The organism is Streptomyces sp. NEAU-174 (assembly GCF_052665095.1).
This window is the reverse complement of the sequence record NZ_JBQTCE010000008.1, coordinates 418,864-432,407: the sequence shown is the minus strand read 5'-3', so window position 1 is coordinate 432,407 and position 13,544 is coordinate 418,864. Positions and strand designations below refer to the sequence as shown.

General features: G+C 70.3%; 14 protein-coding genes and 3 tRNA genes. 11 read left to right on the top strand and 6 right to left on the bottom strand.

The genetic code is table 11. The features are described 5' to 3' along the window. Window positions 1-57: 57 nt before the first annotated feature. Window positions 58-1,584: a glycoside hydrolase family 30 protein gene (locus ACT2CW_RS25225; RefSeq protein WP_445518348.1), complete on the bottom strand. Its 1,527-nt coding sequence runs from the start codon at window positions 1,582-1,584 to the stop codon at window positions 58-60. A gap of 362 nt (window positions 1,585-1,946) precedes the next feature. Here ACT2CW_RS25225 and ACT2CW_RS25220 point away from each other — a divergent pair, with 362 nt between their 5' ends. Continuing rightward, window positions 1,947-2,393 carry an MscL family protein gene (locus tag ACT2CW_RS25220; RefSeq protein ID WP_164435203.1) on the top strand — a complete coding sequence of 149 codons (447 nt, stop codon included), beginning with the start codon at window positions 1,947-1,949 and terminating at the stop codon, window positions 2,391-2,393. 43 nt (window positions 2,394-2,436) lie between these two features. Here ACT2CW_RS25220 and ACT2CW_RS25215 read toward each other — a convergent pair whose 3' ends face one another. Next, complete coding sequence (locus tag ACT2CW_RS25215; RefSeq protein WP_414082964.1) at window positions 2,437-3,675, bottom strand: amidohydrolase family protein; 1,239 nt, start codon at window positions 3,673-3,675, stop codon at window positions 2,437-2,439. A 213-nt stretch (window positions 3,676-3,888) separates the two neighbouring features. On the opposite strand from ACT2CW_RS25215, the gene ACT2CW_RS25210 reads away from it, so the two are divergent. Beyond that, entirely contained in the window at window positions 3,889-4,356 is a 468-nt protein-coding gene (locus tag ACT2CW_RS25210; protein WP_445518347.1) for a DUF3574 domain-containing protein, read from the top strand. A gap of 92 nt (window positions 4,357-4,448) precedes the next feature. On the opposite strand, the gene ACT2CW_RS25205 is transcribed toward ACT2CW_RS25210, so the two are convergent. Further along, complete coding sequence (locus ACT2CW_RS25205) at window positions 4,449-5,114, bottom strand: NAD(P)H-binding protein (RefSeq protein ID WP_164435207.1); 666 nt, start codon at window positions 5,112-5,114, stop codon at window positions 4,449-4,451. Between the two features lie 24 nt (window positions 5,115-5,138). Next, a complete protein-coding gene (locus ACT2CW_RS25200) occupies window positions 5,139-6,428 on the bottom strand; it encodes an amidohydrolase family protein (RefSeq protein ID WP_445518346.1) in 1,290 nt (429 codons plus the stop codon). Window positions 6,429-6,656: 228 nt separating this feature from the next. Here ACT2CW_RS25200 and ACT2CW_RS25195 point away from each other — a divergent pair. From ACT2CW_RS25195 to ACT2CW_RS25170, 6 genes are all read left to right on the top strand, one after another. Further along, window positions 6,657-6,729: transfer RNA gene (locus ACT2CW_RS25195), tRNA-Thr, on the top strand. A 59-nt stretch (window positions 6,730-6,788) separates the two neighbouring features. Continuing rightward, a tRNA-Met gene (locus ACT2CW_RS25190) sits at window positions 6,789-6,861 on the top strand. 88 nt (window positions 6,862-6,949) lie between these two features. Continuing rightward, on the top strand, window positions 6,950-7,114 hold the full coding sequence (gene rpmG, locus ACT2CW_RS25185) for a 50S ribosomal protein L33 (RefSeq protein WP_009715907.1): 165 nt from the start codon (window positions 6,950-6,952) through the stop codon (window positions 7,112-7,114). Between the two features lie 84 nt (window positions 7,115-7,198). Further along, a complete protein-coding gene (locus tag ACT2CW_RS25180) occupies window positions 7,199-7,669 on the top strand; it encodes a MaoC family dehydratase N-terminal domain-containing protein (protein ID WP_086880007.1) in 471 nt (156 codons plus the stop codon). Beyond that, complete coding sequence (locus tag ACT2CW_RS25175) at window positions 7,666-8,100, top strand: MaoC family dehydratase (RefSeq protein WP_164435209.1); 435 nt, start codon at window positions 7,666-7,668, stop codon at window positions 8,098-8,100. Before ACT2CW_RS25180 ends, ACT2CW_RS25175 begins: the two co-directional genes overlap by 4 nt. Before the next feature lie 174 nt (window positions 8,101-8,274). Further along, a complete protein-coding gene (locus ACT2CW_RS25170; RefSeq protein ID WP_445518345.1) occupies window positions 8,275-9,330 on the top strand; it encodes a UDP-N-acetylmuramate dehydrogenase in 1,056 nt (351 codons plus the stop codon). Between the two features lie 36 nt (window positions 9,331-9,366). Here ACT2CW_RS25170 and ACT2CW_RS25165 read toward each other — a convergent pair whose 3' ends face one another. After that, window positions 9,367-10,398, bottom strand: a complete 1,032-nt coding sequence (locus ACT2CW_RS25165; RefSeq protein ID WP_445518344.1) for an adenosine deaminase — start codon at window positions 10,396-10,398, stop codon at window positions 9,367-9,369. A 200-nt stretch (window positions 10,399-10,598) separates the two neighbouring features. Then, on the bottom strand, window positions 10,599-11,837 hold the full coding sequence (locus ACT2CW_RS25160) for a pyridoxal phosphate-dependent aminotransferase (RefSeq protein WP_182467848.1): 1,239 nt from the start codon (window positions 11,835-11,837) through the stop codon (window positions 10,599-10,601). 182 nt (window positions 11,838-12,019) lie between these two features. Here ACT2CW_RS25160 and ACT2CW_RS25155 point away from each other — a divergent pair. From ACT2CW_RS25155 to nusG, 3 genes are all read left to right on the top strand, one after another. Further along, window positions 12,020-12,092: transfer RNA gene (locus ACT2CW_RS25155), tRNA-Trp, on the top strand. A gap of 107 nt (window positions 12,093-12,199) precedes the next feature. After that, a complete protein-coding gene (gene secE / locus ACT2CW_RS25150) occupies window positions 12,200-12,490 on the top strand; it encodes a preprotein translocase subunit SecE (RefSeq protein WP_037952862.1) in 291 nt (96 codons plus the stop codon). A gap of 83 nt (window positions 12,491-12,573) precedes the next feature. Then, on the top strand, window positions 12,574-13,410 hold the full coding sequence (nusG, locus tag ACT2CW_RS25145) for a transcription termination/antitermination protein NusG (protein ID WP_164435215.1): 837 nt from the start codon (window positions 12,574-12,576) through the stop codon (window positions 13,408-13,410). The last annotated feature ends 134 nt before the right edge of the window (window positions 13,411-13,544 follow it).

The window sequence follows — 13,544 nt, the reverse complement described above, 5'->3', positions numbered from 1 at the left end:
CTCGAAGGCGGTCAGGGGCCATGGGTGTGCGGGCGGGGCCGCGTACCGGCGCCGCGGTTACGACTGGTTGCCGGTCCAGGTGAAGGTGGCGGAGGCTCGGGCGGGGAGCTGGTAGCTGAAGGACTGGCCGCCCCAGTTGACCTTCAGCGTCTGCTGGCCGCCGGTGTCGTTATAGGCGATCAGCGCCTTGGAGCCGTCAGGGTTCTTCCAGGCCACGTTCGGCACGGTCGAACTGGCGGTGGAGTCGATGCGGCGGGCGCCCGGCTTCACGAACTTCGTGAGGTGGCCCATCGTGTAGTACTCGACGGTGTAGTCGACCTTGCCGCTCTGGCTGTCGCCGTTGTGCACGGTGACCAGGCCGGTGCAGGTGCCGCAGCCGCCGTTGTGCGGGCCCTTGTTCTGATCGACCGCGAGGCTCCACTTGATCCAGCTCTTGCCCCAGTTGCGGGTGTAGTCGATCAGGTTGCGCATGTCTTCCTGCTGCTGATTGGCGATCCAGGTGCCGCCGGAGTGCTCGGTGTCGAAGGCGTCCACGTTCGGGTACTGGTTGTGGACCGTCGTCTGCTGGCCGACGTCGCCGCCGTAGCCGTGCCAGGCGATGCCGCCGAAGTTGGGGTGGCTGCGGATGGCGGCGTCGTCCACGACGGGCGCGCCGTAGCCCGACCACTGGTCCCAGTTCCAGTCGAGGGCGAGCACCTTGGTCCTCAGGCCCGCGTTCGCCAGCTTGGGCAGCAGCTCACTCCTGGTGAAGTAGTTGAGCCCGGAGCCGTTCCACTGCATCGAGGGGTAGCCGGAGCAGCAGGTGGGCTCGTTCTGCACGGTCACGTAGTCGATCGGCACACCCCGGCTCTGGTACTCCTGGATGTACTTCACGAAGTAGTTCGCGTAGGTGCCGTAGTACTGGGCCTCCAGCCAGCCCTGGTTGAGCTGGTCGTTGTCCTTCATCCAGGCCGGGGCGGTCCACGGCGAGGCCATGACCTTGAGCGCCGGGTTGAGCTGCCTGGCCTGCTTCGTCAGCGGCAGGACGTCGGCCAGGTCGTGGTTGATGGAGAACCTGGCGAGGCCGGGGTCGGTCTGCCCGGCCGGCACATCGTCGAAGGTGTAACCGAAGCGGGCCAGATCGGAGCCGCCGAGCGGGTTGCGCAGGAAGCTCACCCCGATGCCGTCCGTGGGCGAGAAGAGCTTGCGCATCACCTCGTCGCGGGTGCTCTGGCTCAGCGCGCCGCTGCTGTTGAACAGCCATGCGGCGGTGTCCGTGAACGACGCCCCGGCGCCCGAGAACTCCTGGTACGTCCTGGATTCGTCGACGGTGACACCGCCACCCCCGCCCGAACCGAACCGGATGGGCGCCTGCTGCTCCAGGCCCTTCACGACGGTACGGCCGTCGGAGCCGGAGGTGGTGGTCAGATAGACGTTGACGGTCTCGCCGGCCCTGGCCTGGCCGGGGTGGGCCGCCTGAGCGCCCGCCGGAGAAGTCAGCCAGGGGCAGACGGCCACCGCGACCGCTGCGAGGGCGCCCACCAGGGCGGAGTGCGGTGTGACGGGGCTTTGTCCAGGTCTTGTCGTGAGCCTGACAGATCTCATAGAAGCCGATGCCTTCCTGTGCGGACGGGGGCGGCCGGTGCGGTCACGGCCGTGCGGAGGGAGGAGCGAATGCGGTGGCCGGTGTGTTCACGGCCACGTGGGGCGGAGCGCCGGTGTGGTCACGGTGCTCGGTGTCTGAATGATTCAAGGCCGGGCGAAGGACGTCAATCCTCGCGGCACGGCTTATTTCATCACGTGGCTTAAGCCGTTTTGGAAAGTTCTCGGCGGTCGAGGCCCAGTTCCGGCGCTGTGTGCGGGGATCTGCCGCCGTACGGGCGGCCGTCCGTCGTGGCGCACCGTGGGCTCCGTAAGGCCGCTCCTAGGGTGGTGATTCCCCCGTATCAGGACAGAGAGGGCGGATCGTGCTCAGGGGCTTCAAGAACTTCCTCATGCGCGGTGATGTCATCGTTGTCGCCGTCGGCCTGGTCACAGCGCTGGCGTTCTCGACGCTGATCAAGGCGTTCACCGACTCCGTGATCAACCCGGTCATCGCCCGGCTCCAGGGCGGCAAATCGGTCGGGCTGGGCTGGCAGCTCGGCGACCAGGGGAACACCTCGACCTATCTCAACATCGGGTCGTTCATCTCCGCCCTGATCTACTTCATCATCTTCATGGCGGTCATCTACTTCCTGATCATCGTGCCGTACAAGTACACCCAGCGCCGCCGCGGCGCGGAGGTCTTCGGGGAGCCGGGCCCGCTCAAGACCTGCCCGGAGTGCCTCGCCGAGGACATCCCCGAGGCGGCGCGCAAGTGCCGCTACTGCGGCTCGGACCAGCCGCGCGCGAGCGAGCCGCCGCGCACGGCCTAGTCGCGGCGTACGGGCTGCTCGCTGCGTACGGCCCGGCCCGGGGCTAGCCGCCCGTCCCCGTCTGCCGCCCCCGGTCGAGGTCCAGCTCCAGCATCCGGATCGCGTTGCCGCGGAGGATCTTGTACGTGGTCTCGGGGGAGAGGTCGGCCACATGCTCGGCGGCGATGCGGCGGGTGTGCGGCCAGGTGGAGTCGACGTGGGGGTAGTCGGTCTCGAAGGTGGCGTTGTCCACACCGACCGTGTCCAGCGAGGCGACCCCGTGCTTGTCGCGGAAGAAGCAGCAGAAGATCTGCCGGTAGTAGTACGTGGACGGCGGTTCGGGGATGAGGTCGCGGACGCCGCCCCAGGCGCGGTGCTCCTCCCAGACGTCGTCCGCGCGCTCCAGGGCGTACGGGATCCAGCCCATCTGGCCCTCGGCGTAGGCCAGCTTCAGGCGCGGGAAGGAGACCAGGACGCCGCTGAAGAGGAAGTCCATCATCGACGCCATGGCGTTGTTGAAGCTCAGCGCGGCCTGGACGGCCGGCGGGGCGTCGGGGGAGGCGGCGGGCATCTGGGACGAGGAGCCGATGTGCATGCACACGACCGTCCCCGTGGCCTCGCACTCGGCGAAGAACGGGTCCCAGTAGCCGCTGTGGATGCTGGGGAGCCCGAGGTAGGTGGGGATCTCGCTGAAGGTCACCGCGCGGACGCCGCGGGCCGCGTTGCGGCGCACCTCCTGGACGGCGAGGTCGACGTCCCACAGGGGGATCAGGCAGAGCGGGATGAGGCGGCCGCCGCTGTCGCCGCACCACTCCTCGACCATCCAGTCGTTGTACGCCCGGACGCACGCCAGCCCGACCTCCTTGTCCTTCGCCTCGGCGAAGGTCTGGCCGCAGAAGCGGGGGAAGGTCGGGAAGCACAGTGACGCCTCGACATGGTTGAGGTCCATGTCGGCGAGCCGGTCCTTGGGGTCCCAGCAGCCGCGGCGCATCTGCTCGCGGGTGATGCCGTCGAGGGTCATCTCGTCGCGCGAGAAGCCGACGGCGGCGATGATCCGCTTGTAGGGGAAGAGGTCGCCCTCGTATTGCCACCAGTCGGTGAGCTGGCCCTCCGGGTCGGTGGTGAACTTGTACTTGCCGCCGATGTAGGCCAGTTCGCCGATCCCGGCCGTGAGGGGCTTGGGGCCGCGGTCCCGGTACTTGGCCGGGAGCCAGGTCTCGAAGAGGTGCGCGGGCTCGATCACATGGTCATCGACGCTGATGACCAGGGGCAGCTCGGTGGTGCCGTTCGTCTCGCCGGTCATCTCGCCATCTCTCCCCGGTCGCCTCGTGGTGGTCCTGTCCGTTCCATTCGATCTGACGGTTCGTCAGATTCGGTGGCGGCAGAGTAGGGCGGATCGCTTCAACCAACAAGGGAAAGTCACCTCATGCCTCGCCCGGACGTGCCCCGCGCCTCGTACGGATGTGCACCGTAAGGCGGTCTTCCCGGGGGTCCCCGGCGCCGGGACGATCGGACGATGCCGACCATGAAGCCACGCGTCCGTCTCGCCGCCGTCGGAGCGGCCTTCGCCCTCGCCGCCGCCACCCCCGTCGCCGCGTACGCCGCGCTGGACGACCCGCCCGCCGCGGCGGCCTCCGGCGCGGTGGGCCGGGGCAAGCCGTACGTCGAGACCCGGCTCTTCTTCGGCACCGAGCGCCCCGACGGCGGGCCGCCCGTCACCGAGAAGCAGTTCCTCGCCTTCGTGGACCGGCGGATCACCCCTCGCTTCCCCTCCGGCCTGACGATCCACGACGGCCGGGGGCAGTGGCGGGACCAGAACGGGACGATCGAGCGGGAGCGCTCGTACGAGGTGATCCTGCTCTACCCGGCCTCCGAGGCGGGGACGCAGGACCCGCGGATCGAACGCATCCGGACGGCCTACGAGCGCCAGTACGCCCAGGAGTCCGTGGCCCGGGCCGACGCCCCGGCCCGGGTGGACTTCTGAGCGATCGGGCCGGGTCGACCCGGGTGGACTTCTGAGCGGTCGGGCCGGGTCGACCCGGGTGGACTTCTGAGCGGTCGGGCTGGCCCGACCGCTCAACCCCGTTCGGCCACCGCCGCCACCGCGTCCGCCACCGCCGTGTCGCCGTTGATCAGCTCCAGCGTGCGGCCCGCCGTACGGGGCTCGTCCAGGAGGGCGACCAGGACCGCGGCCACGTCGTCGCGGGTGATCTCGGCGCGGCCGGTGCGTTCGGCCAGCTTCACCCGGCCCGTGCCCGGGTCGTTCGTCAGCCGGCCCGGCCGCAGTACGGTCCAGTCGAGGCCGTCCCGGGCGCGGATGTCGTCGTCCGCCGCGGCCTTGGCGCGCAGATAGGCGGCGAAGACCGGGTCGGTGTCCGGTGGCGGCTCGTGGGAGGCGCCGGTCGAGGAGATGATCAGGAACCGCCGGGCCCCGGCCCGTTCGGCCGCGTCCGCGAAGAGCACCGCGGACCGGTGGTCGACGGTGTCCTTACGGTCCGCACCGCTGCCGGGGCCCGCTCCGGCCGCGAAGACGGCCGCGTCCGCGTTCTCCAGATGCTTGACGACGTCCTCCAGTGAGGCCGACTCCAGGTCGCAGACGACGGGTTCGGTGCCCGACGCCAGCAGGTCGCCCGCCTGCTCCGGTTTGCGGACGATGCCCGCCACTTCGTCTCCGCGCGCGGTGAGCAGCCGCTCCAGCCGCAGCGCGATCTGTCCATGTCCACCAGCGATGACAATGCGCATGATCCCGACCGTACGCCGTGCGGCCTACTGTTGCTCGCCGCCGCTCTGCGGCCGTGCCTGCCGGGGCAGCTCCAGCGCCGCCGCGGCCGCCGAGTCGCAGTACTCCCGCACCGCGCTGGTACGCGCCACCACCCGCCCCCGGTGCACCACGACCCTGCTGTACGCGAGCGAGAGCACCCCCGCGAGGCCGTCCCCGCGCACCGCGAGCAGCTCCGCGGGGAACCCGGCCTCCACCCGCACCTCGGCGAGCCCCATCGCGGCCCGCGCCCGCCCGCACACCGCCTCGTACGCCTCCTCCGGGCGCGACTCGCCCCGGGACGCCAGCAGAAAGGCGGCCTCCAGGGGATCGCCGCGCCCCACGGGGTTCACCGCGTCCCGCAGCGCCCCGCTGCCCGCGGCCACCCGGACGCCCGCGGCGCGCAGCAGCCGTACCGGCGCGCAGGGGCGGGCGCGCGCTCCCCGCATGCCCTGGTGCTCCAGCCCGGCGCAGTCGCCCTGGGGGAGGCAGACGACGGTCACCCCGGCCGCCGCCAGCCGTTCGGCGATCCTCCCCGCCGACTCCGCGGGCAGCCGGGACAGCCCGCCGCAGGGGCCGATGGTGACGCCCGGCCGCAGGCCCCCGGCCATCGCCGCGAGCCGGGCGAGGCGGGCCGGATCGTCACCGTCCGTGTGCAGATCCACGGCGCAGCCGTGGCGCGCGGCGAGGTCGAGGACGGTCTCGGCGTGACCGGTCGGATCCGGGTCGAGGTCGGGGCAGCCGCCGATGACCGACGCGCCCATCTCCACCGCGTCCCGCAGCATCGCCAGACCGTCCGCCCCCGCGGTGCCGGTCAGCACCCGGGGCACCGCCACCGCGCTCAGCTCCGTGAGCCCGCGCAGCGCCCGGCCGGCCTCCAGGACCGCCTCCAGGGAGCGCAGCCCGTGCACCCCGCCGATGCGGACATGGGTGCGCAGCGCCGTGGCCCCGTGGCCGAGTTCGAGCAGGGCGGCCTCGACGGTGCGGCGCTGGACGTCCCCGGGGGCGTACGGGACCGGGCCCGCCATGTCGGCCGTAAGGGCGGTGTCGCAGTGGGCGTGGGGCTCGGCGGGGGCGGGCAGCAGCAGATAGCCGCCGAGGTCCAGCCGGGTGCCGGGGACGAGGCTGCCCGCCGTGCCGACGGCCTCGATCCGCCCGCCGCTGAGCCGGACGTCCACGGTGCGCCCGTCGGCGAGCCGGACGCCGCCGAGCACCAGGGCGGTGGGCTCGCCGGGGGCCGTTCCGCCGTTCCTGGGCGGCTGTTGTGGCTGTTGTGGCTGCTGCTGGCTCTCGGGCATCGCGCTCCTGGGTTCGCGCCGGGCACGCGACGGGTGACGCGCCGGGCACGCGTCGGAAGCGTGCGCAGCTCAAGATCACGCGGGTGCGAAGCGAAGCCTAGGACGAGGTCGGGGCGGCCTCGTGGAGGAGCCGAATAGTCGTACCGGTGTGGTGCATGAGTCCAGGGTGACGAGGGGCCGATACGGATTTCACCTTCGGCGGCCGACCGTGTAATGTCTTCATCGCTCGCCCCAATAGCTCAGTCGGCAGAGCGTCTCCATGGTAAGGAGAAGGTCTACGGTTCGATTCCGTATTGGGGCTCTGATGTGTGAGGCTTCCCGTTCCGCTACGCTGGTCGAGCGGGGAGTCACTCGCATCGCAGCGGTGTAGCTCAGTCGGTAGAGCAAGCGGCTCATAATCGCTGTGTCACCGGTTCAAGTCCGGTCACCGCTACTGACAGTAGCCGATTGCGGGGTCGGTCCTTCGATCGGCTACTCTTTCTGCGTTAATCCCCTATGTCCGTTCGTCAAGGAGCACTCACGTGGCTGCCACCGACGTCCGCCCGAAGATCACGCTGGCCTGCGTGGAGTGCAAGGAGCGGAACTACATCACCAAGAAGAACCGGCGCAACGACCCGGATCGTCTTGAGATCAAGAAGCACTGCCCGCGTTGCAACGCGCACACCGCGCACCGCGAGACGCGATAGCAATAAACTCTCATTCGAGGCCGCCCCCACTCGCGGGGGGCGGCCTCGTTTCGTTGGTAATTCAATCGCAGGAGGTGTGCGCCGATGGCGCTCGACCAGTCCTTCGTGGGGCGGACCTACCCGCCCACCGCCGCCTACGAGGTCGGCCGGGAGAAGATCCGGGAATTCGCCGAGTCCCTCGGTGACACCAATCCGGTCTACACCGATCCCGAGGCGGCCCGGGACCTCGGCTACCCCGATGTGATCGCCCCGCCGACGTTCATCTTCACGATCACCTTCAAGGCGGCCGGGAAGCAGGTTGTCGAGGACCCGCAGCTGGGACTGGACTACAGCCGGGTGGTCCACGGCGACCAGCAGTTCGAGTACACCCGCCCGGTCCGCGCGGGGGACCGTCTGAGGGTCACCTCGATCATCGACTCGATCAAGTCGCTGGCCGGCAACGACATCCTGTCCGTCCGCGGCGAGGTCCACGACGAGGCGGGTGATCATGTAGCGACGTCGTTCACGACGCTGGTGGCCCGCGCCGCTGACGCAGAGGTGGAGGAGAGCAGATGACGGCCAGGATCTCGTATGACGCCGTGGAGGTCGGCACCGAGGTGCCGACGCGCGAGTTCCGGGTGAACCGCGCCGACCTCGTGCGCTACGCGGGCGCGTCGGGCGACTTCAACCCGATCCACTGGAACGAGAAGTTCGCCAGAGAGGTCGGTCTCCCCGACGTCATCGCGCACGGCGCCTACACCATGGCCCAGGCGGCCCGGGTGGTGACCGAGTGGGCCGGCGACCCCGGCGCCCTCGTCGAGTACGGCGTCCGCTTCACCCGGCCGGTCGTGGTCCCCAACGACGACAAGGGCGCGGTCATCGAGATCGGCGCCAAGGTGACCGCCAAGCTGGACGACGAGGCCCGTACGGTGCGCCTCGACATCACGGCGACCAGCGGCGGCCAGAAGGTGCTGGGCCGGGCCCGTGCCGTGGTACGGCTCGTCTGAGCCCCCGACCGCGCCCGATGCGGCCCCCGGGCGGATGAGAGCACGCCGGAGCGCGTGCGGCCCGTCCGAGCCCCTTACGGCCCGCAGGCCCGCCGGCCCGCCGGCCCCCGGATTCCCCACACCGGGGGCGGCCGCCTCGAGGAGCCCAGAGGGCGCCCCCGTACTCTTGAGCGCGTGCAGGAACTCCACGACGCCCCTCTCGCGCCCCTCACCACCTTCCGTCTCGGCGGCCCGGCCAACCGGCTGCTCACGGCCACGACCGACGACGAGGTCATCGCCGCGGTCCGCGCGGCCGACGCGGCCGGGACCCCGCTGCTGGTGATCGGCGGCGGCAGCAATCTGGTCATCGCCGACAAGGGCTTCGACGGCACCGCCCTGCACATCGCCACCAGCGGCTTCACACTCGACGGCACCCGCCTGGAGCTCGCCGCGGGCGAGAACTGGTCGGCCGCCGTGGCCCGTACGGTCCAGGCGGGGCTCGCGGGCATCGAATGCCTCGCCGGAATCCCCGGCTCCGCGGGCGCGACGCCGATACAGAACGTCGGCGCCTACGGCCAGGAGGTCTCCGCGACGATCACCGAGGTGATCGCCTACGACCGCCGCGCCGACGAGGTCGTCACGATCCCGAACGCCGACTGCGCCTTCTCCTACCGCCACAGCCGCTTCAAGGCCGACCCCGACCGCCATGTGGTGCTCCGGGTCCGCTTCGAGCTGGAGGACGCGGGCGGGCTCTCCGCGCCCGTCCGGTACGCCGAGACCGCGCGGGTGCTCGGCGTCGAGGTGGGGGACCGGGTACCGGCCGCCGTCGCCCGCGAGACCGTCCTGGGGCTGCGCGCGGGCAAGGGCATGGTGCTCGACCCCGAGGACCACGACACCTGGTCCGCGGGGTCGTTCTTCACCAACCCGGTGCTCGACCAGGACGCCCACGCCGCCTTCCTGGCCCGCGTCGCCGAACGCCTGGGCCCGGACACCGCGCCGCCCACCTTCCCGGCGGGCGACGGCCTGATCAAGACCTCCGCGGCCTGGCTGATCGACAGGGCGGGCTTCACCAAGGGCTACGGCACCGGCCCGGCCCGGATCTCCACCAAGCACACGCTCGCCCTCACCAACCGGGGCGAGGCCACGACCGAGGACCTGCTGGCGCTGGCCCGCGAGGTGGTGGCCGGGGTCGAGGAGGCGTTCGGGATCCGACTGGTCAACGAGCCGGTGACGGTCGGCGTGAGCCTCTGAATCTCGACCTACTCACGTGAGTAGGCTGAGATCGGACTACTCACGTGAGCAGTCCGGGCCCGCCAGCCAGCCGTCGATATCCGCCAGCATCCGCGTCCTGACCTCTTCCGGCGCGGCCGAGCCGCGCACCGACTGACGCGCCAGCTCGGCCAGTTCGGCGTCGGTGAAGTCGTGGTGCTCGCGCACCAGCTCGTACTGCGCCGCCAGCCGTGAGCCGAAGAGCAGCGGGTCGTCCGCCCCGAGCGCCATCGGCACCCCCGCGTCGTACAGCGTGCGCAGCGGGACGTCCTCCGGCTTCTCGTAGACCCCGAGCGCCACGTTCGACGACGGGCACACCTCGCAGGTCACCTGGCGCTCGGCGAGCTTGGCGAGCAGCCGCGGGTCCTCCGCCGCGCGCACCCCGTGGCCGACCCGGGCCGCGCCGAGGTCGTCCAGGCAGTCCCGCACGCTGCCGGGGCCCGACAGCTCGCCGCCGTGCGGCGCCGCCAGCAGCCCGCCCTCCCGGGCGATGGCGAAGGCCCGGTCGAAGTCGCGGGCGAAGCCGCGCCGTTCGTCGTTGGAGAGGCCGAAGCCGACCACGCCGCGGTCCGCGAAGCGCACCGCGAGCCGGGCCAGGGTGCGGGCCTCCAGCGGATGCTTCACGCGGTTGGCGGCGACCACCACCCTGATCCCGAGACCGGTCGCCGCGGAGGCGCTCCCGACCGCGTCCAGGATGACCTCCATCGCGGGGGTCAGGCCGCCCAGCCGCGGGGCGTACGAGGTGGGGTCCACCTGGATCTCCAGCCACTGGGCCCCGTCCCGCACGTCCTCCTCGGCCGCCTCGCGCACCAGCCGCCGGATGTCGTCGGCGTCCCGCAGACAGGAGCGTGCGATGTCGTACAGCCGCTGGAAGCGGAACCAGCCGCGCTCATCGGTGGCGCGCAGCTTCGGCGGCTCACCGCCGCTCAGTGCCTCGGGGAGATGGACGCCGTACTTGTCGGCGAGTTCGAGGAGGGTCGCGGGGCGCATGGAGCCGGTGAAGTGGAGATGCAGATGCGCTTTGGGGAGCAGGTGTACATCGCGTGCCATTACCAGATACTGCCCCACGACCGGATCGGTCGGTACCGCTTTCCCCGAACGAGGAGGCGCGCGCACGTGAACGGGCCGGAATCCGCCCCCTGCGGACTCCGGCCCGTTCCTGCCGTCCGTACGGATCGTGCGTACGAAAGCCGGCGCCTGAAGCCGGCGCCTGAAGCCGGCGCCTGAAGCCGGCGCCTGAAGCCGACGCCTTACGCGGCCGCCTCGCCCAGCAGCTTCTGGAGCCGGGAGACGCCCTCGACGAGGTCCTCGTCGCCCAGCGCGTAGGACAGCCGCAGATAGCCCGGGGTGCCGAACGCCTCACCCGGAACCACCGCGACCTCGGCCTCCTCCAGGATGATCTCGGCCAGCTCGACGGTGGTCCGCGGCCGCTTGCCGCGGATCTCCTTGCCGAGCAGCCCCTTGACCGAGGGGTAGGCGTAGAAGGCGCCCTCCGGCTCCGGGCACTCGACGCCGTCGATCTCGTTCAGCATCCGCACGATGGTGCGGCGGCGGCGGTCGAACGCCTCGCGCATCGCGGCCACGGCGTCGAGGTCGCCCGAGACGGCGGTCAGCGCGGCGACCTGGGCGACATTGCTCACATTCGAGGTGGCGTGCGACTGGAGGTTGGTCGCGGCCTTGATGACGTCCTTGGGGCCGATGACCCAGCCCACCCGCCAGCCGGTCATCGCGTACGTCTTGGCGACACCGTTGACCACGACGCACTTGTCGCGCAGCTCGGGCACCACGACCGGCAGCGAGTGGAACTTGGCGTCGCCGTAGACCAGGTGCTCGTAGATCTCGTCGGTCAGCACCCACAGCCCGTTGTCGGCCGCCCAGCGGCCGATCTCCTCGATCTGCTCACGGCTGTAGACCGCGCCGGTGGGGTTCGAGGGGGAGACGAAGAGCAGCACCTTGGTGTTCTTGGTGCGGGCCGCCTCCAGCTGCTCGACGGAGACGCGGTAGCCGGTCGTCTCGTCGGCGACGACCTCCACCGGGACACCGCCGGCCAGCCGGATCGACTCCGGGTAGGTGGTCCAGTAGGGCGCGGGGACGATGACCTCGTCGCCCGGGTCCAGGATCGCGGCGAACGCCTCGTAGATCGCCTGCTTGCCGCCGTTGGTCACCAGGATCTGGGCCGCCTCGACTTCGTACCCGCTGTCACGCAGCGTCTTCGCGGCGATCGCGGCCTTGAGCTCGGGGAGGCCGCCGGCCGGGGTGTAGCGGTGGTACTTCGGGTCGCGGCAGGCCGCGGCGGCGGCCTCGACGATGTAGTCGGGCGTGGCGAAGTCGGGCTCACCGGCGCCGAAGCCGATCACCGGACGGCCCGCGGCCTTGAGGGCCTTGGCCTTGGCGTCGACGGCGAGGGTCGCGGACTCGGAGATCGAGCCGATCCGGGCCGATACCCGCCGGTCGGTCGGGGACTGTACTGGGGGAGTAGCAGCGGTCATAGATGCATCGTCGCAGACGGGCGAAATGGGTGGCACACGGGTTTGCTCCAGACTTCGCGCGCTTCTCGTTCGACGCCCGGCCGTCAAGCACGTACACTCACTCGTCGTTGGCCGATCAACAGCCGGATCCGACCGCACACTCCGTGCAGCCGGGTGTATGCGGTAGGTTGGGAGTGCCGCAAAGGGTCGTAGCTCAATTGGTAGAGCACTGGTCTCCAAAACCAGCGGTTGGGGGTTCAAGTCCCTCCGGCCCTGCTACACGCACTGTGATGAGGGTGCGTGCATGCGTACGCAAGGACAAGCACCGCTGTGCGGCCGGGCCGGACGCGGCACGGCCACGACCCGGATTCAGGTGAGGACGAGTGACGGAAGCCCTTGGCTCCACCGCGACGCCTGAGAGCGGTCGTCCCGAGGATGAGGAGACGACCAAGCGGGGTCGTCGTGGTGGCAAGCGCGCGAAGAAGGGGCCCTTCGGTCGGCTCGCGCTCTTCTACCGCCAGATCATCGCTGAGCTGCGGAAGGTTGTCTGGCCCACGCGCAGCCAGCTGTCGACGTACACCAGCGTGGTGATCGTTTTCGTCGTCATCATGATCGGCATCGTGACCGTGATTGACTATGGGTTCAACAACGCCATCAAGTACGTCTTTGGCTGAGACCCTCGCGAAAGGCGCCGCCGTCCCGGCGTCGCCTCTTTCGCACGTTCCACCCCCATTGAAGCCAGGAAGAAGCAGCCACAGTGTCTGACCCGAACCTGAACGACGCCGCCGAGCCCGTCGAGTCCCGTGAGGACGAGCTCGACATCGTCGAGGCGGCGGACTCCGACCAGGCTGAAGCGGCCGACGCCTCGGCGGGCGTTCCCGCCGAGGAGGACGCGCTGCGCGTCGAGGACGAGGACGCCCTCGAGACCGAGACGGCCCAGGCGGACGACGCGGCCGAGGCGGAGTCCGAGGCCGAGGTCGACCCGGTCGAGGCGCTCCGTGAGGAGCTGCGCGGGCTGCCCGGCGAGTGGTACGTGATCCACACCTACGCGGGCTACGAGAAGCGCGTGAAGGCCAACCTGGAGCAGCGTGCCGTCTCGCTGAACGTCGAGGACTTCATCTACCAGGCCGAGGTCCCCGAGGAAGAGATCGTCCAGATCAAGAACGGTGAGCGTAAGAACGTCCGGCAGAACAAGCTGCCCGGCTATGTGCTCGTCCGCATGGACCTGACGAACGAGTCGTGGGGCGTCGTCCGCAACACCCCGGGCGTCACCGGCTTCGTGGGCAACGCCTACGACCCGTACCCGCTGACCCTGGACGAGATCGTCAAGATGCTCGCCCCGGAGGCCGAGGAGAAGGCCGCCAAGGCCGCCGCCGAGGAGAGCGGTGTGCCGGCGCCGAGCCGCAAGGTCGAGGTCCAGGTGCTGGACTTCGAGGTGGGCGACTCGGTCACGGTCACCGACGGCCCGTTCGCGACCCTCCAGGCGACGATCAACGAGATCAACGCCGACTCGAAGAAGGTCAAGGGCCTGGTCGAGATCTTCGGCCGGGAGACCCCGGTCGAGCTGAGCTTCGACCAGATCCAGAAGAACTGAGTCTTTTCAGAACTGAGTCTCTTCACGAGAACTTCCGACAGGTCAGACGGGCTTTCGCGGCCGGTCTGACCTGCTCGGTTTTAAGGCGCACAGCTATACCCGTTATCGTTGTGCGGTATGCCTCCATCCGGATG

Coding starts and splice junctions, on each gene's coding strand:
- ACT2CW_RS25165 (WP_445518344.1), bottom strand. CDS start 10,398: ATGGCACGCGATGTACACCTGCTCCCCAAAGCGCATCTGCATCTCCAC.
- ACT2CW_RS25200 (WP_445518346.1), bottom strand. CDS start 6,428: ATGCCCGAGAGCCAGCAGCAGCCACAACAGCCACAACAGCCGCCCAGG.
- ACT2CW_RS25180 (WP_086880007.1), top strand. CDS start 7,199: ATGGCGCTCGACCAGTCCTTCGTGGGGCGGACCTACCCGCCCACCGCC.
- ACT2CW_RS25160 (WP_182467848.1), bottom strand. CDS start 11,837: ATGACCGCTGCTACTCCCCCAGTACAGTCCCCGACCGACCGGCGGGTA.
- ACT2CW_RS25210 (WP_445518347.1), top strand. CDS start 3,889: ATGCCGACCATGAAGCCACGCGTCCGTCTCGCCGCCGTCGGAGCGGCC.
- ACT2CW_RS25225 (WP_445518348.1), bottom strand. CDS start 1,584: ATGAGATCTGTCAGGCTCACGACAAGACCTGGACAAAGCCCCGTCACA.
- ACT2CW_RS25205 (WP_164435207.1), bottom strand. CDS start 5,114: ATGCGCATTGTCATCGCTGGTGGACATGGACAGATCGCGCTGCGGCTG.
- ACT2CW_RS25215 (WP_414082964.1), bottom strand. CDS start 3,675: ATGACCGGCGAGACGAACGGCACCACCGAGCTGCCCCTGGTCATCAGC.
- ACT2CW_RS25175 (WP_164435209.1), top strand. CDS start 7,666: ATGACGGCCAGGATCTCGTATGACGCCGTGGAGGTCGGCACCGAGGTG.